The organism is Nocardiopsis sp. NPDC006938, from assembly GCF_042869555.1.
Lineage (GTDB): Bacteria > Actinomycetota > Actinomycetes > Streptosporangiales > Streptosporangiaceae > Nocardiopsis.
Window position 1 is genome coordinate 135,801 of record NZ_JBIAGA010000009.1, and the last position, 21,809, is coordinate 157,609.

A 21,809-nucleotide genomic window follows, 5' to 3' on the forward strand; every position below is an offset into this window, starting at 1 on the left:
GATGGCGTCGAGTTCACCGTGCTCCTTGGGATTGAGGTGTGGCAGGCGGAGGCTCCAGGCCTACCCGCTAAGGACCCGCCGTGTACGTCCGGGCCCGGGGCGCCCGGACGCGCCGGAGCGTGCGGACGCGCCGGAGCGTGCGGACGCGCCGGAGCGTGCGACACGAGCGTAGACGCGACACGTACGGCGCAGGGGCGGATTGCTCGACATCGCTGGCGATTGCTCGCACCTGTGACCAAAAGGCCTGGCCGGTGTTCGCAACCCTGGAAAGACTGGACTTCTTCGGCGGCCGGAGTCGGGCGAATCCGGGGAGCATCCAAGAACTCCGATGAGCCCACGTCACACCGACACCCGCGTTCACGGCACACGGGTCCACCGTGTCGGGCCGGGCGAGAGCGCGTCACGTGAGCAGGTGAACGCGGGCACGACCGACGGGAGCAGCCGAACAGGGCGGGGCCTCGACGCGCCTTGACGCGCGTCGGTCTACGCCTGCCCCCGTCGCCTCAGGTGCCGAGTCAGCCGGTCGGGTGGGGGACGGCCGGGACGCGCAGAGGGCCGTTGATGAAGAAGGACGGAATCCGGTCCGGCTCCCGGCCGTCCTCGGTGAGGGCGAGGTCGGGCAGGGCCCCGAACAGCTCCTCCAACGCCACCCGGGCCTCCATACGGCCCAGGTGGGCGCCCACGCAGTAGTGCGCCCCGTGGCCGAACGCCAGGTGTTCCTTGGCCTCGCGGTCCGGGTCGAAGGCATCCGGGCGCTCCGGGTGCAGGTCCGGGTCCCGGCCCGGGCCGCCGAAGGCCACCAGGATCGGTTCTCCCTTGCGGATCAGGACTTCGCCGAGGTCGATGTCCTCCACCGCGTAGCGCAGCGGTACGTACTTGGCGGGCGGGTCGAGGCGCAACGACTCCTCCACCACCTCCTCGGCCGCCAGCGATCCCTCGGCCAGACGGTCCCGGTACTCGGGGTTCGTGAGCAGTGAGTGCACCGCGTTGGCGATGAGGTTGACCGTCGTCTCGTACCCCGCGCCGATCATGAGCAGGAGCGTGCCGATGAGGTCCCTGTGGGGCAGCGGCTCACCGTCGCCAGGACGGATCAGGTCACCGGTGAGGTCCTCGGCGGGGTGGGCGCGCTTGTGCTCGGCCAGCAGCTCCAGGCAGGCCAGCAGCTCCCCCTGCTGCGCCAGGACCTCCTCCGGCTCGGCGGTGGTGTCGACCACCGCGTCCATCGCCGTGCCGAGCCGCTCCCGCAGGTCCTCGGGGACTCCGAAGAGTTCGCAGATCACCCCCATGGTGAGCGGTCGGGCCAGGGCCGCGCGCAGGTCGACCTCCTGCCCCGGCTCGGCCGCGGCGATGTCGGCGACCAGCGCGCGGGCCCGTACGCGGACGGTGTCCTCCATCCGGCGGATACGCCCGGGTGTGAAGGCGGGGGTGACCTTGCGGCGCAACCGGCGGTGTTCCTCCCCGTACCGGTTGAGGAAGCTCTCCAGGAACACCAGGGTGGCCAGGGGCCAGTCGTGTCCGACCCGGTCGTGGTCGGGCCAGTGCGCCCGGAAGTCCCGGGAGACCCTCGGGTCGCTCAGCAGGTCGCGGATGAGGTCGTGGCGGGTGATCGCCCAGGCGACCAGGTTGCCTGGCAGCTCCACACGAACGGCGGGTTCGCGCTGGCGCAGTTCGGCGACCTCCTCGTGGAAGGCGGTGCCGTCGGGACGCAGTCGGTACGGACAGCCGGAGCCGGTGGGGGGTGTGATGGCGGCCTCCTGAGGGGAAGGGGCGACCGGCCACCGGGCGCGGCCGGTCTCACACCTTGGTTCTACGTCGCCGGGGTCGCCCTGACAATGGTCGCCGGTTCCCAGGCCCGCTCGACGACGCGCACCAGCCCCCGGTCGGTGATCTTCACGCTCGGGGACACCGCCAGGGTGAGGGTGGACAGGCTCATGAACGCGTTGCGGTTGTCCCAGCCCCAGGCCCCCAGCTCCGTGCGGAGCCGGCGGGAGGCCTCGGCCACCTCGTCGGCGGGCCGTTCGGACATGACGCCGCCGATGGGCAGGGGCAGCCCGGCGCCGGTTCCGTCCTCGCGGACCAGCCGCATGCCGCCTCCCCAGGCCACCACGTCGGCGGCGGCGGCGAGCAGCGCCTCCTCGGTGGTGGCGACGACGGTGAGGTTGTGGCTGTCGTGGGCGTAGGTGGTGGCGAAGGCCCCGGCGCCGAGGTCGTGGCCGACGACCGGCGCGAAGGTCACCCCTCCCCTGCCGGTGTGGCGCTCGAAGACCGCCACCACGGCGGTGCGCCCCGGCCAGTCCACCTCCCCGTCGCGGACCGGGAGCACCACCTCGTCGGGTTCGGTGTAGGTGTCCACGCCGTTGACCCGCATGGCGCGGAAGGCGTGGTCGCCGTCGGGCAGGTCCACCCGCCAGCGCGCGGTACCGGCCTCGGGCGCGCCGATCCGCACCGTGTCGCCGAACGGGTGCTCGGGGGCGGCACCGGGGCCCTCGACGGGGGCGCCGTCACGGCCGACCACGCCACCGCCCGCGATGGTCACGACGGGGGTGAGTTCGGTGAGGGAGCGCAGCAGCACCAGGTCGGCGCGCTTGCCGGGGGTGACGGTCCCCCGGTCGTCCAGGCCGAGCCTGCGGGCGGGCTGGAGCGTGAGCGCGCGGAGCACCGCGAGCGGCGGCAGACCGCGTTCCAGCGCCACCGAACCCACCCGGTCCAGGTGGCCGGTGGTCACGATGGCGTCCACGACGATGTCGTCGGTGACCAGGCAGAAGTCGGGCAGGTGGGGCAGGTCGAGGAGCGCTTGGACGACCTCGGGGGTCAGGCACTTCTCCTGGAGCATGAGGAGCATGCCCAGGCTGGCCTTCTCCACGGCGACCTCGGCGGTGTTCTTGCAGTGGTCGGAGTCGATCCCTGCCCACAGGTACTCGCCGAGTTCGGCCCCGGACAGGTTGGGGCAGTGCCCGTCCAGGCGCACGCCCCGGCGCCGGGCGGCGTCGATGATGGCGTGCATGCGCGGGTCGCCGTCGACCACCGCCCGGTAGTCCATGACCTCACCGAGGGTGGTGACGCCCTCCCACTCCAGCATCTGGGCGATGTCGGTGTCGTCGAGCCGCGCTCCCGCCGTCTCGAACCCGTCCAGCGCGGGCACGCAGGAGGGCACCGCCCAGCGCATGGACTGCGCGGTGTCCCGGCCCTGCTCGATCATCCAGGCCTGCCCGTCGCGACCGGCGACGTTGACGATCTCGTGGGCGTCCGCGAGCACGGTCGTGGTGCCGCGCGCGAGCGTGACACGGGCGAACTCGGCCGGCGCGAGCAGGGAGCTCTCGATGTGCATGTGGGCGTCCACGTAGCCGGGGGCGATCACGAGCCCGGTGGCGTCCAGGGTGCGCTCGGCCCGCACCGGGGCCCCCGGCGGCAGCACGGCGCGCACGCGGTCGCCGGTCACGGCGACGTCGGCCCGCCACACCTGGCCGGTGTGCACGGAGACGACCTCCCCGCCGTGGATGAGCAGGTCGGCGCTGAGCTGGGCGTGGGGCATCGGTGTCGGGTTCCCTTCGGGTGGGCGGGTGCGGGGCCTGGTTCAGGGGGCGGGGCCTGGTTCAGGGGGCGGGGTGCGCGTGGCGGGCGATGCCCTCGGTGAGGAGGGCGGAGAACGCGTCGGCGTCGACGGTACGGCCCACGCGTACGTGGCGCGTGCGGTCGGGGGTGCGCAGGTCCGCGACGAGGGCGCCCCGGGTGAGGTCGCCGGAGCACTCCACGGAGGCGCTGCCCTCCTCCCAGCCGATCAGGTCCGGGTGGCTGACGGCGGCCACGGCCAGGGCGTCATGCACGGGGACGGCCGGGGTACCGAACCGGTCCAGGTAGCGCTGGGCGTAGGCGCGCAGGAGCTCACCGGCGGTCCCGGCGGTGCCGGGCAGGGTGGCCAGGTACTCGGCCTCGGTGAGCGGGTACAGCGCGGCGCGGGTGACGTCCAGTCCGACGATCCGCACCGGCAGACCGGACTCCAGCACGTAGCGTGCGGCCTCGGGGTCGGCGTGGAAGTTGAACTCCGCCGCCGGGGTGACGTTGCCCTGGGCGAAGGCGGCCCCGCCCATGACGACGATCTCCCGGAACGCGGGCCCGGCCCCGGGGTGGCGGGCGAGCATGGCGGCGACGTTGGACAGCGGTCCGATCGCCACCAGGGTGAGTTCGCCCGGGGACTCCAGGGCTCGTTCGGCCAGCCAGTCCACGGCGTGGCCGGGGGTCAGGGGCCGGGGCGGGGAGCCCGGGACGAGTCCGCCGAGGCCCCCGGCGCCGTGCATGGGTTCGTCGCGCAGCCGTGTGGTGCGGGCGATCGGTCCCGCGAGCCCGGGGACCAGCGGGAGGTCGGCGGGCGCCCCGGCCAGGTCCAGCACGTGGGCGGCGTTGCGGTTCACGTCGGTGAGCGAGACGTTGCCCGCCACGGTGGTCACCCCGCGCACCTCCAGCAGGGGCGAGGCCAGGGCGAGCAGCAGGGCGACGGCGTCGTCGACGCCGGGGTCGCAGTCGATGAGGACGGGTGTGGGCACGGTTCCTCCGTCGGGGTTCACTTGGCGACCTCCTCGGTGAAGCGGTCCAGCCAGGCCGAGCGCTCGTCGGCGAGGAGCGCGAGGTCGCCCTGGTGGTAGCCGTTGGCGACGGGGTCGGTGGCGGCCTCGCGGGAGACCTCTTCCATGAGTGCCGTGGGCCGGGCACCGAGCGCGACGGGCTTGTCGTACAGCGCCTCGGCCATGCCCTCCTGGATCTCGGGGCGCAGCAGGAAGTCGGTGAAGGCGAGCGCCCCGGCCGGGTTGGGCGCGCCCGCCACCACCTGGACGGTGTTGGCCGTCATCACCCTTCCCTCGTCGGGCACGGCGAAGCCGACGGGCTGGTCGGCCTCCACCGAGCCCATGGCGAAGTTGTCGAGTCCGGGCGCCATGGCGATCTCGCCGCGTTCGAGCAGGCTGGTGAGCTCGGTGGAGCCGGTGTAGAACTGGAGCGCGTCGGGGCCGATCTCCGCCAGCGCCTCGAACCCGGCGTCGGGGTCGGAGGGGCCGGACCCGAAGTGCTCCCCTGCGGCGAGGACGAACATGGGGCCCGCCGACACGGAGATGTCGGGCAGCGCGTAGCCGCCCCCGGGCTGTTCCCAGAGGTCGTCCCAGGACTCGGGCGCCTCGTCCACCAGGTCGGTCCGGTACATCAGGCCGAGGAGCTGGAAGGTGTAGGCGGGACCGTAACCGTCGGGGTCCACGGCCCAGGGCTGGATGGCGTCGAGGTTGGGCACGTCGTCGGCGCTGACGGGGGCGAACAGCCCCATGTCCCGGCCGATGCGCGCGTAGTAGTCGGAGATCAGCACGACGTCGGTGTCGGGCTGCTCGGCGTTGATCCGCAGCTTGGTGAGCCGCCCGGCGTTGTTGCCGGTGTCCAGGACCACCCGGATGCCGGTCTCGGCCTCGAAGGGTTCGGCGACCACGCGGGTGAACTCCTCGGTGGCGAACGCGAAGGTGCTCACCACCAGGGTGTCGGGGTCGTCCTCGCGCACGGGCGCGCAGGACGCGGTGACGAAGGTCAGTGCCAGGGCGCCAGCGAGAACGGCGGTGACCCGGCCGGGCGCGGGGAGCCTCATCCGGTCGTCACCTCGTCGGCGGGCAGCTCCACCAGGTGGCGGTGGGGCAGGGCGATGCGGACGGGGTCGCCGGGGCGCAGGTCGTCGCCGGGGTGCAGGACCCGCAGGACCGATCCCGGCCCCTCGCCCCCGTTGATGGCCGTCTCGACCAGGCAGTTACTGCCCTGGAAGGTGACCGCGGCGACGGTGCCGTCGAGACCGGCCTCCCCGGCGTCCTCGCGGGCGTCGCCGGAGAGCAGCCGCACGTGTTCGGGCCGGACGGTGACCGGCCCGTGCCCGGGGATCTCCGGGAAGTTGTCGTAGCCGAGGAACTCGGCCACGAAGCGGTTGGCGGGACGGGGGAAGACGTCCCGGGGCGATCCCTGCTGCTCCAGGCGCCCGTTGTTGAGGATCACCATCGTGTCGGACAGCTCCAGCGCCTCGTCCTGGTCGTGGGTGACCAGGACGGCGGTCAACCCGGTCTCGCGCTGGACCCGTAGGAGTTCGCGCCGCATCTGCACCCGGAGCTGGGCGTCGAGGTTGGACAGCGGCTCGTCCAGGAGCAGGACCGAGGGGCGGATGGCCACGGCGCGGGCCAGGGCCACGCGCTGCTGCTGGCCGCCGGACAGCTCGGCGGGCTTGCGGTCGGCCAGGTGGGCGAGGCCGACCAGGTCGAGCGCCTCCTCCGCGCGCCGCTTCGTCTCGGCGGAGGCCACCTTGCGGGTGCGCAGGCCGTAGCCGACGTTGTCACGCAGGGTCATGTGCGGGAAGAGCGCGTACGACTGGAAGACCATGCCGATGTTGCGCTTCTCCGGCGGGGTGCGGGTGGCGTCCACGCCCTCCAGGAGGATGCGCCCGGAGGTGGGCTGGAGGAACCCGGCGATCATCCGCAGGGTGGTGGTCTTGCCGCAGCCGCTGGGCCCGAGCAGGGTGGTGAACTCCCCCGGGCGCACGGTCAGGTCCAGGTCGGCGACGGCGGTGGTGCCGCCCTTTCCGCCCCGCGCCCCGAAGAGGTGGCTGACGCGGTCGAGTTCGACGACGGGTGTCATCTGGGTGTCTCCTTCTTCCCGGAGGGCGGGCTTCCCGGTCATCGGCCGAAGACCTTCGTGAAACCGACCAGGCGTTCGGTGGTGAACGCGACCACGACGCTGAGCGCCAAGAGCAGCACGCTGACCGCCGCGACCACCGGGTCGAACGAGGACTGGACGTAGTTGAGCATCTCCACCGGCAGGGTGGCCACGCCCGGGCCGGTGAGCAGGAGGGACAGCGGAACGTTGTTGAGGGAGGTGATGAAGGCGAGGATGGTGGCTGAGAGGATGCCCGGCGCCATCACCGGCAGGGTGACCGTGAGGAAGGTGCGGACCGGGCCCGCTCCCAGCCCGCGTGCGGCCTCCTCCAGGCGCGCGTCGGCCAGCGCCAGTGACGCCCCGACCACCCGCACGGTGTACGGGAGCAGCAGGACGGTGTGGCCGATGATCAGCGCGCCGAGCGCGGTCACCCGCATACCGACCATGACCTGCTGGAACAGGGCCAGGCCCAGGACCAGCTCGGGGACCACGATCGGCGCGAAGAACAGGTTCTCCATGATCCGGCGCCCGCGCGGGTTGCCCCGGTGCAGCGCCAGGGTCGCGGGGACGCCCAGGGCCAGCGCGATCACGGTCGAGAACGCCGCGACGATCACGCTGGTGCCGAAGGAGTCGACGAAGGGGCCGTACTCCAGCGCGGCGGAGAACCAGCGCAGGGAGAGGCCCTCCGGCGGAAAGGCGAGGGTGCTTCCGGCGGTGAAGGCGACCCCGACCAGGATCACCACGGGGCCGAGCATCAGCACGAAGGCGGCCGCCGCGAGCAGGGAGAGGAACGGGCGTCTCAGGATCATGAGGTGGTGCTCCCGATCTTGCCGAGCCGACCGGACAGCGCGCCGACCACCAGCACCAGGGCGGTCATCACCAGGGCGATGGCGCTGGCGGAGGGCCAGTCGAGACTGACGTTGACCCGGCTGTAGAGCAGGGTGGACAGGAGCCGCTCGCGGGGTCCGCCGAGCAGCTGGGGTGTGGTGAAGGCGGTGACCGCGCCCGCGAAGACCAGCGTGCAGCCGACCAGGGCGCCGGGCAGGGCCAGGGGGAAGACCACGTCGCGGAACGCGCGGCCGGGTGAGGCGCCCAGGCCGCGGGCCGCCTCCTCCAGACGGTGGTCCTGCTGGGAGAGGCTGGAGTAGGCGGACAGGATCATCAGGGGCAGGAACAACTGGACGAGGCCGAGCACGATCGCGGTCTCGGTGTAGAGCAGCTGGACCCGGCCCAGGCCCAGGGCCTCGCTGACCCTGCTGATCAGACCGTTGCCGCCGAGCACCACGATCCAGCCGTAGGTGCGTACGACGGTGTTGAGCAGGAGCGGGAAGATCGCCAGGGCCAGGAGCCGTCCGGGCCAGGGGCCGGGGGCGCGCGAGATGAGGTAGGCCACCGGGAAGCCCATGAGCAGGCACAGGGCGGTGGTCAGGACCGCGACGCGGACGGTGCGGGCGATCACCGGAAGCAGGTAGGGGTCGGTGAGCAGGCTCCCGGTCTCGCGGGCGACGGTGGCGGGTTCGCCGTCCGGCGGCCAGGCCAGGGTGGCCACGACGGGGTAGCAGAAGGCGAAGAGCATCACGGCCAGCCCGGGGACGAGCAGGATCGTGACGGGGGGACGCGGAAGGAGACGGCGGCGCGAAGCGACTCGGGCGGCCTCTGCGGTGGGTGACGGGCGGGGCAATTCCACTCCCGGTCGCTGGCGGCGGGTGTTTCGGAGTTTGTTGCAGTGCCTCATCTGCGAAGACCTCTGCAAGCGCTTCTGCAAGCGCTTGCAACAACGTAACCTTTCCGTGGGCGTCGAGCCAACCCCCCGGCCACGAGTGTGACCGGGGGCACCGTGACCTGCGAGGAGTCGGAATGGCGAGCTTGGATGACGTGGCCAGGGAGGCGGGGGTGTCCGCCTCCACCGTGTCGCGGGCGCTGTCGCGGCCGTCCATGGTCGCCGAGTCCACCCTGGTGCGGGTCCGCGCCGCCGTCGAACGGCTCGGGTTCCGCGCCAACCCGGCCGCCCGGGCGCTGACCACCGGACGCAGCGGCTTCTTCGCCGTCCTCGTACCCGACCTGGACAACCCCTTCTACTCCACCACCGCCACCGCCGCGCAGGACCAGGCGGGCCGCAGCGGCAGACGGGTACTCATCGCGGTCACCGGCGGCGACCCCGACCGCGAGGCGGAGGCGCTGGGCGAGCTGGAGGGCCAGGTCGACGGGTTCGCCGTCCAGTCCCCGGTGAGCTCGGCCGCGGCGCTCAAGGAGGTGCACGCCCGCAAGCCGGTGGTGGCCATCAACCGCCGGGTGCCCGGGCTGACCTCGTTCACGGTCGACACCCCCGGAGGTCTGGGCCAGGTGTACGACCGCCTGGTGGAGCTGGGCCACCGCGACGTCGCCTACCTGGCCGGGCCGCCCAGTTCGTGGATGGACCGGCACCGCCGGGCGGAGCTGGTCGAGCACGCCGCGCGGTCGGGCCTGCGGGTGCGGGTCCACGGCCCGGTGCGTCCCGCGTTCGCGGAGGGGGCCGCCGCCGCGCGGGAGATCGCCGACTCCGGGTGCACGGCGGTGCTCGTCTACAACAGCCTGCTCCTGCTGGGCGTGATGTTCGAGTTCGGGCGTCTGGGCGTGCGGGTGCCCGAGGACATCAGCGTCGCCGCGGCCGACGACATCGCCCTGGTCGACCTGCCGGGGCCGCCGATCACGGCCGTGCGCACCCCCGCCGACGAACTCGGGCGCGCGGCGGTCCTGGCTCTGACCACGCTGGTGGACGGCGAGGGGGGCGACCGGCCGCGCGGGCGACGCCTGCCCACCACCGTCCGGATCACGGACTCGCTGGCGCCGCCGCGCACCGCGTGACCGTCCGGGGGTTTCCGACCTGACCCAAAAGGCGGGCCCACACCGGCGTTCCTCCTCGTGCATTTGGGGAGGAGTCCTGACATGGGCCCACCGGATCAGCGCCGTGTCCGCACGAGCACGCCGAACCCGCTTGCCCTTCGCAGGTCCGTGACGCACTCTGATGGACACCGCCGGACCGCTCCGGGAGGCCCCACCACGGCCCCTGAACAGCACGGACCCCCCTTCACCAGGGGTGGACTCACCCGGGACCCTGACTCCCGTCCGGCTCCGTCTCCCGCACTCCCTTCCCGAGGTATCCCATGAAGACGAGCAGGTTGCCCGCCTCCCCGGCGGCCCCGACGACGGCGTTCGCCCTCCTCGGCCCCCGAGACGGCTCCGTCACCTGCTGAGAAACGCCCCGGCTCCCGCCTCGCGCCAGGCCGGGAGCCGGGGTCGGGCGGCGGCGGTAGGGTTGCCCCTGCCGCGCACCCGTGTGGGGTGCGCGGGGGTCGGCGAACACGCCGGGGACTGTACGCGACCCTGTCGTCTCCCCCGCCCGAGAGGAAGTGTCGTGCCGAGGCCGCTGCTCGCCGACGAGATCGCCCGGACCCTCCTGGACCGCATCGTTGACGGTGACCTGCCCTCCGGGGGCCGGATGCCCTCCGAGAACGAGCTGGGCCAGGAGTTCGACGTCAGCCGCCTGACCGTGCGCGAGGCCATCCGCACGCTCCAGGCGCAGAACGTGGTCGAGGTGGTGCGGGGGCGCGGCACCCTGGTGCGCCCGGTGGAGGAGTGGACCGGGCTGGAGGCGGTACTGCGCGCCACGGTGCGCGGCGGTGACGACCTGACCGCCTCGCTCCAGCTCATCCAGGTGCGGCGGATGATCGAGACCGGGGCCGCCGCGCTGGCCGCCGAGCACCGGAGCGAGTCCCACCTGGCCGCGCTGGAGAAGGCCCTGGAGGGCATGCGCGAGGCGCACGCGCGCGGTGACCTGGCGGGGTTCGTGGAGCACGACATCCACTTCCACGACGTGATCCTGTCGGCGACCGGCAACGTGTTCGTGGCGGTGATGTTCGAGCCGCTGTCGAGGGTGATGCGGGAGAAGCGCACGCAGACCTCGTCGGTACCGGCCATCCAGACGCACGCGATCGACGAGCACTCCCGTGTGCTGGAGGCGATCCGTTCCGGCGATCCGGAGCGGGCGCGCCTGGCCATGGAGAGCCACATGACGCAGACCGCCCGTGATCTGCGCCAGCACGTCTTCGGCCTGCCCGACTAAGCCCCCGAGCCCTTCCGGCTCCCGCTTGCGGTCCCCTTCGGCCCGGGCGCGATGACACCGCGCTCGGGCCGATCCATGCTCCGACCTGGTAATCCCTGTGACGTGACTGTTGACGGCCACGCGATTTAACATAAGATGTCTGATGTCTTACAAGGGAGTTTTCATGGTCGATCCCCACGAAGTCCTCACCGTGGCCGGGGCACCGAGCCCCGTCTCCGCGTCCGCCGTGGCGCATGAGGCCAGCGCAGCCGGTTCGCTCGTCGTCGTCCTCGACGACGACCCGACCGGCACCCAGTCCGTGCACGGTCTGCCCGTGCTCACCCGCTGGTCCGTCGACGACCTGCGGTGGGCGTTCACGCAGGACACGCTCGCCGTCTACGTCCTCACCAACACCCGGAGCCTGGACCCGGACGAGGCCGCGGCCCGCAACGCCGAGGTGGTACGCAACGCCCGCGCCGCCGCCGGGGACCGTCCCCTGGTCTTCGCCAGCCGCGGGGACTCCACCCTGCGCGGACACTTCCCGCTCGAACCCCGGGTCATCGACGCCACCCTCCAGGAGTTGGGCGCCCCCGGCGTCGACGGCGTCGTCATCGTCCCCGCCTTCCCCGACGCCGGGCGCGTCACCATCGGCGGCGTCCACTACACGCGATCGGGCACGGAGCACACGCCGGTCGCGGAGACCGAGTTCGCCCGCGACGCCACCTTCGGCTACCGCAGCTCCGACCTGCGCGCCTGGGTGGAGGAGAAGACCGGCGGCGAGATCCCCGCCGACCGGGTCGCCCTCATCGACCTGCCCCTCCTGCGCGGCGGCGACACCGACGCCGTGACCGAGCGCCTGCTGGGACTGCGCGGCGCCGCGCCGGTCGTGGTCGACGCCGAGACCGAGGAGGACCTGCGGGTCCTCTCCCTGGCCCTCATCGCCGCCGAACGCCGGGGACGCTCGTTCGTCTACCGGGTCGGCCCGCCCTTCGTGCGCGCTCGCATCGGCATGGCGGCCCGCACGCCCCTGGGCACGGACGAGATCGGCACCGGCACCGACGCCCCCGGCGGACTCGTGGTGGTCGGCTCCCACGTCGCGCTCACCACCCACCAGCTCGCGGCGCTCGTCGACACCCACCCCCGGGCCCGCGTGATCGAACTCGACGTCGACGACGTCCTCGACCCCGCCGCCCGCGAGGCGGCGCTGGCCCGTACCGTCGACGCCGTCGTCGAGGGCCTGGCCGACCACGACGTCGTCCTGCACACCTCGCGCCTGCTTCGCCAGAGCGACGACCCGGCCGCCAGCCTGGCCATCGCCCGAGAGGTCTCCGCCGCCCTCGTACGCTGCGTGTCCGACACCCTCGCCCGCCGGGCTCCGCGCTTCGTCGTGGCCAAGGGCGGGATCACCTCCAGCGACGTGGCCTCGCTGGGACTGGGCATTCACCGCGCCCTCGTGCGCGGCCCGATGCTGCCCGGCCTGGTCTCCCTGTGGGAGCCCGTCGGCGGCCCGGCCGCCGGTATCCCCTACGTCGTCTTCGCGGGCAACGTCGGCGCCGACGACTCGCTGGCCGAGGTCGTCGACCGCCTCAGCACCCTGACCACCAGCTCCACCGCGGACGGCGCCCCCGTCACCGGTGCCCCGAACACAGGAGTCCACCCATGACCACCAGCCCCGTCACGAGCGTCGCCGTCATCGGCCTCGGCGCCATGGGCCTGCCGATGGCCACCCGCCTGGCCGGGACCATGACGGTCCACGGCTGCGACATCGCCGCCGCCCGCCGCGACCTGGCCGCCGAAGCCGGGGTGGTGACCTTCGAGCGCGCCGCCGACGCGGTCGCCGGAGTCGGCGCCGTGGTGCTGGTGGTACGCGACGGCGGCCAGCTGCGCGACGTGCTCTTCGGAGAACACGGCATCGTCGAGGCCCTCGAACCCGGCACCGTCCTGCTCCTGACCAGTACGGTCGGGGTGGAGACGGTCACCGCGACCGCCGAGGAGCTCGCCCCGCGCGGCCTCCTCCTGGTGGACGCCCCGCTCAGCGGCGGCCCCGTCCGTGCCGGGGAGGGCGACCTGCTGATCGTGGTCGGTGCCACCCCCGAGGCGCGGGAGGCCGCCGACCCGGTGCTGCGGCGGCTGGCCTCCACCCTGAGCGTGATCGGCGACCGCCCCGGCGACGGCCAGGCGTTCAAGACCGTCAACCAACTGCTGTGCGGGGTGCACATCGCGGCCGCCGCCGAGGCCCTGGCCCTGGCCCGGTCGCTCGGCCTGGACCCCGAGACCACCCTGGAGACCCTGGGCGCGGGCGCCGCCGGCTCGTTCATGCTGGGCAACCGGGGCCCGCGCATGCTCCAGGCCTACGAGGAGGAGGGCGCCGAGGTGCTCAGCCGACTCGACATCTTCGTGAAGGACATGGGCATCGTGACCTCCGCGAGCCGCTCCGTCGGGCTGGCGACCCCGCTGGCGGCCACCGCCGAGCAGCTGTACCTGCTGGGGCTGGGGCAGGGGCTGGGCTCCGCCGACGACTCCGCCGTGATCCGCGTCGTGGCACCCGAACCCACAGGCAAGGAGTAGGGTCGATGAGCGCCCTCACCCTTCTGGGCATCGCGGCGGGCGGTATCGCCCTCCTGCTGGTGCTGATCATCCGCTTCAAGGTCCACGCGTTCGTGGCCCTGCTCCTGGTGAGCATCCTCGTCGGCCTGGCCTCCGGCATGCCGCTGGTCACCGTCCCGGCCACCGCCGACGCTCCCGAACAGCTCGGCGTCATCGCCTCCATCACCGCCGGGGTGGGCGGCACCCTGGGATCGGTCGCCGTGCTGGTCGCCCTGGGCGCGATGCTCGGCCGCATGATCGAGGTGTCCGGTGGTGCCGAGAGCCTGGCCGGGCGCTTCACCGGCTGGCTCGGCCCCAGGCGGGTCGCCGCGGCGCTCACCGGCGCCGCGCTGGTGCTCGCCATCCCCGTCTTCTTCGACGTCGGCTTCATCATCCTGGTGCCGATCATCTACGGGTTCTCGCGGGCGGCCGGGGTCGACCCGGTCAAGTTCGGCCTGCCGGTCGCCGGAATCATGCTGGCGGTGCACGTGTCCGTGCCGCCCCACCCGGGCATCGTCGGAGGAGCCGCGCTGCTCGAGGGCGACGTCGGCTGGATTCTCATCCTGGGTCTGATCGTGTGCGCGCCGCTGGCCTTCGTCGCCCACTACGTGTCCAAGCGCCTCAACCGGCGCGACATCCCGATGCTGCCCGCCACCCGCGCGCAGTTCGAGGCCTTCGGGTCCGCGGACGGAGCCTCCGGCCCGACGGGCACCGGCGGCACCGGAACGCTGAGCCGGACCGAGACCCCGCCCAGCGTGTGGACGGTGCTCGGGCTCATCCTCACACCGCTGGCGTTCATCATGGTCGGCACGACCTCGGCGACGGTCCTGCCCGAGGACCACCCGCTGCTCCCCGTGCTGTCGTTCGTCGGCTCCCCGGTCTTCGCACTGCTCGTCGCCCTGGTCCTCGCCTACTTCCTGCTGGGGGTGCGGCGCGGGTGGTCCACCGCCCACATCGGCGAGGTCATGGAGGCCGCCCTGCCGCCGGTCGCCGTGGTCGTGCTGGTCACCGGGGCGGGCGGGGCGTTCGCCCGCGTGCTCACCGAGAGCGGCGTGGGCGAGGCGCTCGCCGACACCCTCGCCGGGACCGGACTGCCGATCCTGCTCCTCGGGTTCGTGCTCTCCCTGGCGCTGCGCGCCTCCCAGGGGTCGGCGACCGTCGCGATCCTCACTTCGTCGGGCCTGCTCGCCGACATGGTGCTGGGCGGGGACTACTCCCCGGCCCAGGTCGCGCTCGTCGCGCTGGCCATCGCCTTCGGTGCGCTCGGGCTCTCCCACGTCAACGACTCCGGGTTCTGGGTGGTGACCCGCTACCTGGGGTTGTCGGTGGCCGACGGGCTGCGCACGTGGACCGTGCTGACCACGGTGCTGGGCGTGTCGGGGTTCCTGATCGTCAGCCTGTTGTGGCTGGTCCTCAGCTGACCCTGGCGACACACCCCGGACGGGGCGGACCCGGTCCGCCCCGTCCTTCTACTGTGTTCCCATGCGCATCGATCTTTCCGGCACCACCGCACTGGTCACCGGTTCGACCCAGGGGATCGGGATGGCCGTCGCGGCCGTGCTCGCGGACGCGGGCGCCCGGGTCGCGGTGAACGGACGCCGCCCGGAGCGGGTGGCGGAGGCGATCGACACCCTGACCGGTCGGGCCCCGGACCGGGACCTGGTCCCCGCCCCCGGCGACGTCACCACCGAGCAGGGCGCGGACGCGGTGCTCTCCGCCGTTCCCGAGGTGGACGTCCTGGTCAACAGCCTGGGGGTGTTCGGAAGTGCCCCGGCGCCGGAGATCAGCGACGAGGAGTGGCGGCGCTACTTCGAGACCAACGTGCTCTCCGCCGTACGGCTGATCCGCGCCACCCTGCCGGGGATGACGGAGCGCGGCTGGGGACGTGTGCTCAGCATCGCCAGCGACTCGGCGCTCGCGATCCCCGCGGAGATGATCCACTACGGGGCCTCGAAGACCGCGCTGCTCGCCGTCACCCGGGGCTTCGCCAAGCAGGCGGCGGGTACCGGGGTGACCGTCAACTCGGTGATCGCCGGGCCCACCCACACCCGCGGGGTGGAGGACTTCGTGTACGAGCTGGTCGACCGTGACCTGCCCTGGGATGAGGCCCAGCGCGAGTTCATGGTCCGGCACCGTCCGATGTCGCTGCTCCAGCGGTTGATCGAGCCCGAGGAGATCGCCAACATGGTGGCCTACCTGAGCTCCCCGCTGGCCTCCGCCACGACCGGCGCCGCCGTCCGGGTGGACGGCGGCTACGTCGACTCGATCGTGCCCTGAGCGGGCCGGGTCCGCCCGCCCCCGCTCACTCCCCGGTGAAGACGGGGGCGGTGCGGTCGAGGGAGGCGGCGACCCCCGCCCGGTGGTCCTTGGTACCGAGCAGCAGGGTCTGTTCGATGATCTCCCGTTCCAGGGCGGAGGGCAGTTCGGCGAACAGGCCCGCGCGGACGGTGGCCTTCATGGAGCGCACCGCCAGCGGCGCGGACCCCGCGATGTCGCGGGCCAGCCGCAGTGCCTCCTCCCGGAGCCGCTCCTCGTCCACGAGGTGGTCGGCCAGACCGATCTCGTGGGCCTCGGTGCCGGTGACCCGGCGGGCGGTGTACAGCATGTCGGCGGCCCTCTGCCCACCCACGATCCGCGGCAGGGACGCGCTCAGTCCGAACCCCTGGTGGAGTCCGAGCAGACCGAAGTTGGCGTGGAAGCGCGAGGAGGGCGCGGCCACCCGGAAGTCGGCGGAGCAGGCCAGGCCGAGCCCACCGCCCACGGCCGCTCCCTGGACCGCGGCGACCACGGGGACCGGCAGCGAGTACAGGCGCAGCCCCTGTCCGTAGATGGCGCTGAGCGTACGGACCGGGTCGTCACCGACTCCACCGGAGGCGAAGTCCACCCCGGCGCAGAAGTTCCTGCCCTCGGAGCACAGCACCAGCGCCCGGCAGCCCTCCGCGGCCAGCCGCTCGGCGGTGTCCGCGAGCTCCGTGAGGACGTCGAGGTCGAAGTGGTTGTTCGGTGGGCGGTGGATCTCCAGGACACCGACGTGACCGTCGATGCGTACGGACAACTCCTCGCTCATGGAGTGCCTTCCAGGTAGTGCGGGCCCCGGACACGGGACGTTGCCGGGGCGACCGGCGACGAGGGTATCGGGCCGCCCCCGGTCGGCGCCCACCGGGCGCGCGTTGCTCACGACCGGAGGGCGTCGCGGTGGTTAGCGTGACGACATGAGCAACGAGATCGACCCGACCACGCCGCCCAGCGGCACCGGATGCCAGGAGTGCCTCGACCGGAACGGGTGGTGGGTGCACCTGCGCCGCTGCGCCGCCTGCGGGCACGTGGGCTGCTGTGACAGCTCACCCTCCCAGCACGGCAGCCGCCACTTCGAGGCCACCGGCCACCCGATCATGCAGAGCTTCGAGCCCGGCGAGGAGTGGTTCTACGACTTCCGCACCCAGGAGGTCGGTTCCGGGCCGGAGTTGGCGCCGCCGACCTCGCACCCGCTGGACCAGCCGGTGCCCGCACCCGCCGACCGGGTGCCGAAGGACTGGCAGAGGCTGGTCAACTAGTTCGGGCCGCCGCCGGTCCCCCGGGCCCGGCGGCGTTCGAGGATCACCAGCGTGGCGGCTCCCCAGCGCAGGTTCTCCCGCTCGTGCGACCGGCCGCGCTGGAGGGTCAGGTAGGGGCCGACCCGGTCGGCCTCGCGCAGGTAGCGCTCCTCGTCGCGCCCGTCGAGCATGCGGGCCGCGATGCGGTCGTAGCGTTCGAGCTTGGCGCGGCTGAGTTCCATACGCTCCTCGAGGGCGCCGATCACCGCGTCCACGTCGGTCTCGTCCACGGCCTGGAGCCGGACCAGCAGGTCGTCGCGGATCGCGGTGGGCCGGACGGGCCGTCGGTTGAGGGAGCGCAACGCCTCGCGTCCCGCGTCGGTGACGGTGAACAGGCGCTTGTCCGGGCGACGCTCCTGCCGCACGACCCGCGCGCTGAGCAGGCCCTCGCCCTCCAGGCGGTCGAGTTCCCGGTAGAGCTGCTGCGGGGTCGCCGACCAGAAGTTCGCGACCCCGGCGTCGAACCGTTTGGCCAGGTCGTAGCCGGAGGCCTCGCCCTCCAGCAGCGCGGCCAGAACCGCCTCTCCCAGTGCCATTCCGACAAATTATCACCCCGACCCCCAAAACGGAGTGGAGGCGACCGCGCCCCGACCCCACCCGAGATGCGCTCCGGAGTATTCCCCCCTTCGCGGACATCCGAATCTCCCCCTACGGGCGCCCCAGAGACCTCACAAAAGCGGACCTATCGCCTTTTTCGCCGGGAAATCGCACCACTGCGGGGTGAGGGCTGGAACGCGCCGACACCCCTCCCTACTGTGAGGACACCTCCAACCCTCGCCACCGTTGGGAGCGTGACCCTTGACCAGCGCACACGACATCCCCGACCTGCTCTCCCCCGAGTTCGCCCGCGACCCCTACCCCGCCTACGCCCTGCTGCGCGCACACGACCCCCTGCACTGGCACGCCCCCACCTCCAGCTACGTCCTCTCCCGGTACGAGGACGTGCGCCGGGTCTTCCAGGACCGCGAGGGCGCCTTCTCCACCGACAACTACGGCTGGCAACTCGAACCCGTGCACGGGCGGACCATCCTCCAGCTGGACGGCCGCGAGCACGCGACCCGCCGCGCCCTGGTCGCGCCCGCCTTCCGAGGCCGCGAGCTCCAGGAACGCTTCATGCCGGTGATCGAACACAACAGCGCGGCCCTCGTCGACGCCTTCCGGGACCGGGGACGGGTCGACCTGGTCTCGGAGTACGCGACCCGGTTCCCGATCAACGTCATCGTGGACATGCTCGGCCTGGACCAGGCGCACCACGACCGCTTCCACGACTGGTACACCGCCATCATCGCCTTCCTGGGCAACCTCTCCCAGGACCCGGAGGTCGCCGAGGCCGGGCTGCGCACAAGGGAGGAGTTCGCCGCCTACCTGCTCCCGATCATCGCCGCACGCCGGGAGCGGCCCGGAGACGACCTGCTGTCCCGGCTGTGCCAGGCCGAGGTCGACGGGACCCGGATGACCGACGAGGAGGTCAAGGCGTTCTGTAGCCTCCTGCTGGCAGCGGGCGGGGAGACCACGGACAAGGCCCTGGCCAGCCTCTTCGCCAACCTCGTCACCCACCCGGAACAGCTGGCCGCGGTCCGCGCCGACCGCTCCCTGATCCCCCGCGCCTTCGTGGAGTCGCTACGGCTCACCCCGCCCGTGCAGATGATCATGCGCCAGGCCAGCCGCGACGTGGAGGTCGGCGGCGCCACGGTGCCCGCCGGGTCCACCGTCACCTGCCTGATCGGCGCGGCCAACCGCGACCCCGACCGCTTCACGGACCCGGACCGCTACGACCTCCACCGGCCGGAGCTGTCCGGGACCACGTCCTTCTCCGCCGCCGCCGAACACCTCGCCTTCGCCCTCGGCCGTCACTTCTGCGTGGGGGCGCTGCTCGCCGAGGCCGAGGTACGGGTGGCGGTCAACGACCTGCTCGACGCCATGCCCGACCTGCGCCTGGCCCAGGACGCCGTCCTGGAGGAGCAGGGCCTGTTCACCCGGGGCCTGCGGGAACTGCCTCTGGAGTTCACCCCGGTGTCCGGGCCCGACGGCTCCCGCTGACAGGCCCGCCGAGGCTACCGCGCACCGCCGCGCCGACGACCGATGTTCGGGGTGTAGCGCGCGGGGAGTTCGTAGAGCCCGCGCATCCACACCGAGGGCCGCCACCGCAGCTGGTCCGGCGGCACCCCCATCCGCACGTCCGGCAGCCGGTCCAGGAGGGTCTCCACCGCGGTGCGGGCGATGACCTCGGCCACCTCGGGCGCGGGGAACGGGCAACCGTGCTCCCCGTGCCCGAACGACATCTGCGCCCTGTTGCTCCCGAAGATTCCCAGATCACCGGTGTTGAGCCGGGGGTCGGCGTTGGCCGCGGCCATGCCCAACACCAGCAGGTCACCCCGCCTGATCCGGCGTCCCCCCAGCTCACAGGCCTGCACGGCCCACCGGCCGATGAAGTTCTGCGTGGGGGTGTTCTTCCACAGCACCTCGTTGAGCGCCTCCCCCGAACTACCGCGCCCGCCCTGGAGGGTGAGGGAGAAGTGGTCGTCCAGCAGCATGAGCCGCAACGTGTTGCCGATCCAGTTGCCGGTGGGCGCCTGCGCCGCCGACATGATCACCAACAGGTCGATGACCACCTCTTCGTCGGTGAGCGCCGCCGGGTGCGCGAGCAACCGCGACGGGATGTCGTCGCGTGGATGCGCGCGCCGCTCACCCACGATCCGCCGCATGCGTTCCTGGACCCGGTGGTGGGCCGCACCGGCCTCTGCGGTGACGTCGAGGGACACCAGGATGTCGCGGACCAGGTCGGGGACCTCCGCCGACGGCAGGCCGTACAGCCGGGCGATCACCCCCGCCGGGATGTGGTGGGCGTACTGGCTGACGAGGTCGGCCTCGCCGTCGCCCGCGAAGTGGTCGATGAGGTCGTCGGAGACCTGCTCGCACAGGGTCCGCAGGTCGGCGCGGTCCGTGGCGTCCAGGGCGTCGCCGATCGCCCCGGCCCGCCGCTGGTGCTCGGCCCCCTCGGCGAACATCACCGAGGGGGTCCACATGACGTAGGGCAGCAGCGGCCAGGCGTCGTCGACGTGGTCCCACATGTTCCACCGGCGGCAGTCCCGGGCGAACCACTCCGGCCGGTCGGACACGTGGTGCAGCTCCCGGTAGCCCAGCACGAACCAGGCGGGGATGTCGCCGTCCAGCAGGATGGGGGCGACCGGCCCGTAGTGGCGGCGCATCTCCTCGTAGAGCGCCACCGGGTCGCAGGCGATGTCCGGCCCGTAGAAGCGCATGGCGTTCACGTGGTCGGGGGACAGGGGCGCGGGCCCCCGGGTCGGGGGGACGAGCGTCCCCGGGACTCCGAGGTTGTCGTTCACGATGACCTCTCCGGTGCGGGCGCGGGCGGACGGTACCGGGACAGATGGCGGACGAGGGTGACCAGGACGTCGCGGCTGGACTCGCGGCGGCGGGCGTCGCACTCCAGCAGGGGGACGTCGTTGGACAGGTCCAGGGCGTTGCGCACGTCGTGCAGGTTCGGTCCGGGCGCGAACCGGTTGACCGCGACGACGAACGGGGTGTGGTGGTGTTCGAGCCGGTCGATGGCGTACCAGGAGTCCTCGACCCGGGCCGTGTCGACGAGGACCACCGCGCCGAGGCTGCCCGTGAAGATCTGCTCCCAGAGGAACCAGAACCGCTTCTGGCCGGGGGCACCGAAGAGGTAGAGCACCCGGGTGGCGTCGATGGTGATCCGGCCGAAGTCGAAGGCGGCCGTGGTGGTGCGCTTGTCGCGCACCGCTCTGAGGTCGTCGACCCCGTCGCTGGCCTGGGTCATGACCTCCTCGGTGCTCAGCGGGCGCATCTCGCTGACCGAACCGACCAGGGTCGTCTTGCCCACACCGAACCCGCCGACGACGACGATCTTCAGCGCCTGGCTCGCGGTACTGGCCAACGGCGGGCGTGCCGGGGCGGGGGGCGCGTGCTCCGGCGGTGCGGTGGTCGTCCGTCCGTGGACGTCAGAGTCGTTGGAGGGCAAGGAGCACCTGCTTCAGGGTCTCGGGGTCGTGCCTGGGCCCTCCCCGCGAGGGGAGCGACCGTACGGGTACGGGGTGCCGCGCGGCCACGGCTCCGGTGTCCAACAGGTCGGTGAGGAGCACCTTCACGACGCTGACCGGCACCCTGAGTTCGGCCGACAGCTCCACCACCGCGGTGGGACGGGTGCACAGCCGCAGGATGCTGGCGTGTTCGGACTGCATGTCGGGCGCGGGACCGGACTCGGCGACGACGAGGGTGACCGCGTCCATCGCGGGGTCGTCGGCGTCCGCGCGCCCCGAGGTGACCGTGTAGAACCGGTCCGGTGCCTCGGCGCCGACCGGCGCGCTCTGGGCGGCGTTGCCGCGAGGGGATGCCGTGTTCATCGCGACGGGTCCACCTCGTGGGGCCTGCGCCGGGGACCGGCGGTGACGGTGCCGCTGATCTGGTCGACCACCTGGTTCATGTGGCGGGCGACCACCGCCACCTTGGCCTCGAATCCGGCGATGACGGCCAGGTGGGCACCCTCGCCGGCACCGATGATGAGCAGGAGTCCGCCGCCGTACTCCAGCATGGCCTGACCCGACCCGCTCCCGTCGCCGAACTCGGCGGAGGCGCTCAGGGACAGGCTCTGGACCCCGGCGGAGATGGCGGCGAGCTGGTCGGCGCGGTCCACGTCCAGCTCGCGCGTGTGGCACAGCTTGAGCCCGTCCCTGGACAGCACCAGGACGTGCCGGATGCCCGGTGTCCGGTGGCGTAGGTCCTCAAGCAGCCAGTCGAGACTGGCGTCCGTGGTCGTCATGGGATCGCGGGGCGGTCGTCCGGCCGTGGTGCCACCGGGCGCCCCTCCCTCCGTTCCTGTGCGTTCGGTGTGTGGTTCCGCGAGG

21 protein-coding genes are annotated in these 21,809 nt (G+C 72.7%); 8 read left to right on the forward strand and 13 right to left on the reverse strand.

Annotated elements, in window-relative coordinates; genetic code table 11:
• Positions 1-515: 515 nt before the first annotated feature.
• From ACFYL4_RS15770 to ACFYL4_RS15800, 7 genes are all read right to left on the reverse strand, one after another.
• On the reverse strand, positions 516-1,640 hold the full coding sequence (locus ACFYL4_RS15770; RefSeq protein ID WP_387518933.1) for a cytochrome P450: 1,125 nt from the start codon (positions 1,638-1,640) through the stop codon (positions 516-518).
• Positions 1,641-1,807: 167 nt separating this feature from the next.
• Entirely contained in the window at positions 1,808-3,532 is a 1,725-nt protein-coding gene (locus ACFYL4_RS15775; protein WP_387518934.1) for an adenine deaminase C-terminal domain-containing protein, read from the reverse strand.
• A gap of 61 nt (positions 3,533-3,593) precedes the next feature.
• Entirely contained in the window at positions 3,594-4,562 is a 969-nt protein-coding gene (locus ACFYL4_RS15780; RefSeq protein ID WP_387518936.1) for a nucleoside hydrolase, read from the reverse strand.
• A complete protein-coding gene (locus ACFYL4_RS15785) occupies positions 4,559-5,617 on the reverse strand; it encodes an ABC transporter substrate-binding protein (protein ID WP_387518937.1) in 1,059 nt (352 codons plus the stop codon). Before ACFYL4_RS15785 ends, ACFYL4_RS15780 begins: the two co-directional genes overlap by 4 nt.
• Complete coding sequence (locus ACFYL4_RS15790; RefSeq protein WP_387518938.1) at positions 5,614-6,645, reverse strand: ABC transporter ATP-binding protein; 1,032 nt, start codon at positions 6,643-6,645, stop codon at positions 5,614-5,616. Before ACFYL4_RS15790 ends, ACFYL4_RS15785 begins: the two co-directional genes overlap by 4 nt.
• A 38-nt stretch (positions 6,646-6,683) precedes the next feature.
• Positions 6,684-7,472, reverse strand: coding sequence for an ABC transporter permease (locus tag ACFYL4_RS15795; RefSeq protein ID WP_387518939.1), 789 nt, complete (start codon positions 7,470-7,472; stop codon positions 6,684-6,686).
• Positions 7,469-8,350, reverse strand: a complete 882-nt coding sequence (locus ACFYL4_RS15800) for an ABC transporter permease (protein WP_387518940.1) — start codon at positions 8,348-8,350, stop codon at positions 7,469-7,471. The genes ACFYL4_RS15795 and ACFYL4_RS15800 overlap by 4 nt, the downstream gene beginning before the upstream one ends.
• A 170-nt stretch (positions 8,351-8,520) precedes the next feature.
• On the opposite strand from ACFYL4_RS15800, the gene ACFYL4_RS15805 reads away from it, so the two are divergent.
• The 6 genes from ACFYL4_RS15805 to ACFYL4_RS15830 all read left to right on the forward strand — a co-directional run bounded on the left by ACFYL4_RS15805 (position 8,521) and on the right by ACFYL4_RS15830 (position 15,607).
• Positions 8,521-9,507 carry a LacI family DNA-binding transcriptional regulator gene (locus ACFYL4_RS15805; RefSeq protein ID WP_357765354.1) on the forward strand — a complete coding sequence of 329 codons (987 nt, stop codon included), beginning with the start codon at positions 8,521-8,523 and terminating at the stop codon, positions 9,505-9,507.
• 550 nt (positions 9,508-10,057) lie between these two features.
• A complete protein-coding gene (locus tag ACFYL4_RS15810; protein WP_357765351.1) occupies positions 10,058-10,765 on the forward strand; it encodes a FadR/GntR family transcriptional regulator in 708 nt (235 codons plus the stop codon).
• Positions 10,766-10,928: 163 nt separating this feature from the next.
• A complete protein-coding gene (locus tag ACFYL4_RS15815; RefSeq protein WP_387518941.1) occupies positions 10,929-12,407 on the forward strand; it encodes a four-carbon acid sugar kinase family protein in 1,479 nt (492 codons plus the stop codon).
• Positions 12,404-13,312, forward strand: coding sequence for an NAD(P)-dependent oxidoreductase (locus tag ACFYL4_RS15820; RefSeq protein ID WP_387518943.1), 909 nt, complete (start codon positions 12,404-12,406; stop codon positions 13,310-13,312). The genes ACFYL4_RS15815 and ACFYL4_RS15820 overlap by 4 nt, the downstream gene beginning before the upstream one ends.
• Before the next feature lie 5 nt (positions 13,313-13,317).
• Positions 13,318-14,751 (forward strand): GntP family transporter, encoded by a 1,434-nt coding sequence (locus ACFYL4_RS15825; RefSeq protein WP_357765342.1) that lies wholly within the window; start codon positions 13,318-13,320, stop codon positions 14,749-14,751.
• A 61-nt stretch (positions 14,752-14,812) separates the two neighbouring features.
• Complete coding sequence (locus ACFYL4_RS15830) at positions 14,813-15,607, forward strand: SDR family oxidoreductase (protein ID WP_357765339.1); 795 nt, start codon at positions 14,813-14,815, stop codon at positions 15,605-15,607.
• A 25-nt stretch (positions 15,608-15,632) separates the two neighbouring features.
• On the opposite strand, the gene ACFYL4_RS15835 is transcribed toward ACFYL4_RS15830, so the two are convergent.
• Positions 15,633-16,397, reverse strand: a complete 765-nt coding sequence (locus tag ACFYL4_RS15835) for an enoyl-CoA hydratase/isomerase family protein (RefSeq protein WP_357765336.1) — start codon at positions 16,395-16,397, stop codon at positions 15,633-15,635.
• Between the two features lie 145 nt (positions 16,398-16,542).
• Here ACFYL4_RS15835 and ACFYL4_RS15840 point away from each other — a divergent pair, with 145 nt between their 5' ends.
• Positions 16,543-16,884, forward strand: a complete 342-nt coding sequence (locus ACFYL4_RS15840) for a UBP-type zinc finger domain-containing protein (RefSeq protein WP_357765333.1) — start codon at positions 16,543-16,545, stop codon at positions 16,882-16,884.
• Here the strand turns inward: ACFYL4_RS15840 and ACFYL4_RS15845 are convergent.
• On the reverse strand, positions 16,881-17,459 hold the full coding sequence (locus ACFYL4_RS15845; RefSeq protein WP_357765330.1) for a PadR family transcriptional regulator: 579 nt from the start codon (positions 17,457-17,459) through the stop codon (positions 16,881-16,883). The genes ACFYL4_RS15840 and ACFYL4_RS15845 overlap by 4 nt on opposite strands.
• 262 nt (positions 17,460-17,721) lie before the next feature.
• On the opposite strand from ACFYL4_RS15845, the gene ACFYL4_RS15850 reads away from it, so the two are divergent.
• Entirely contained in the window at positions 17,722-18,963 is a 1,242-nt protein-coding gene (locus ACFYL4_RS15850; protein ID WP_357765328.1) for a cytochrome P450, read from the forward strand.
• A 14-nt stretch (positions 18,964-18,977) separates the two neighbouring features.
• On the opposite strand, the gene ACFYL4_RS15855 is transcribed toward ACFYL4_RS15850, so the two are convergent.
• Genes ACFYL4_RS15855 through ACFYL4_RS15870 form a run of 4 tightly spaced genes read right to left on the reverse strand, consistent with a single transcriptional unit; the run spans position 18,978 to position 21,724 of the window.
• Entirely contained in the window at positions 18,978-20,270 is a 1,293-nt protein-coding gene (locus ACFYL4_RS15855; protein WP_357765325.1) for a cytochrome P450, read from the reverse strand.
• Positions 20,267-20,926: an ATP/GTP-binding protein gene (locus ACFYL4_RS15860; protein WP_387518944.1), complete on the reverse strand. Its 660-nt coding sequence runs from the start codon at positions 20,924-20,926 to the stop codon at positions 20,267-20,269. The genes ACFYL4_RS15855 and ACFYL4_RS15860 overlap by 4 nt, the downstream gene beginning before the upstream one ends.
• The gene (locus tag ACFYL4_RS15865) at positions 20,907-21,308 is read right to left on the reverse strand and encodes a DUF742 domain-containing protein (protein ID WP_357765322.1); all 402 of its coding nucleotides are present in this window, start codon (positions 21,306-21,308) and stop codon (positions 20,907-20,909) included. The genes ACFYL4_RS15860 and ACFYL4_RS15865 overlap by 20 nt, the downstream gene beginning before the upstream one ends.
• The gene (locus tag ACFYL4_RS15870) at positions 21,305-21,724 is read right to left on the reverse strand and encodes a roadblock/LC7 domain-containing protein (protein WP_357765319.1); all 420 of its coding nucleotides are present in this window, start codon (positions 21,722-21,724) and stop codon (positions 21,305-21,307) included. The genes ACFYL4_RS15865 and ACFYL4_RS15870 overlap by 4 nt, the downstream gene beginning before the upstream one ends.
• Positions 21,725-21,809 lie beyond the last annotated feature (85 nt).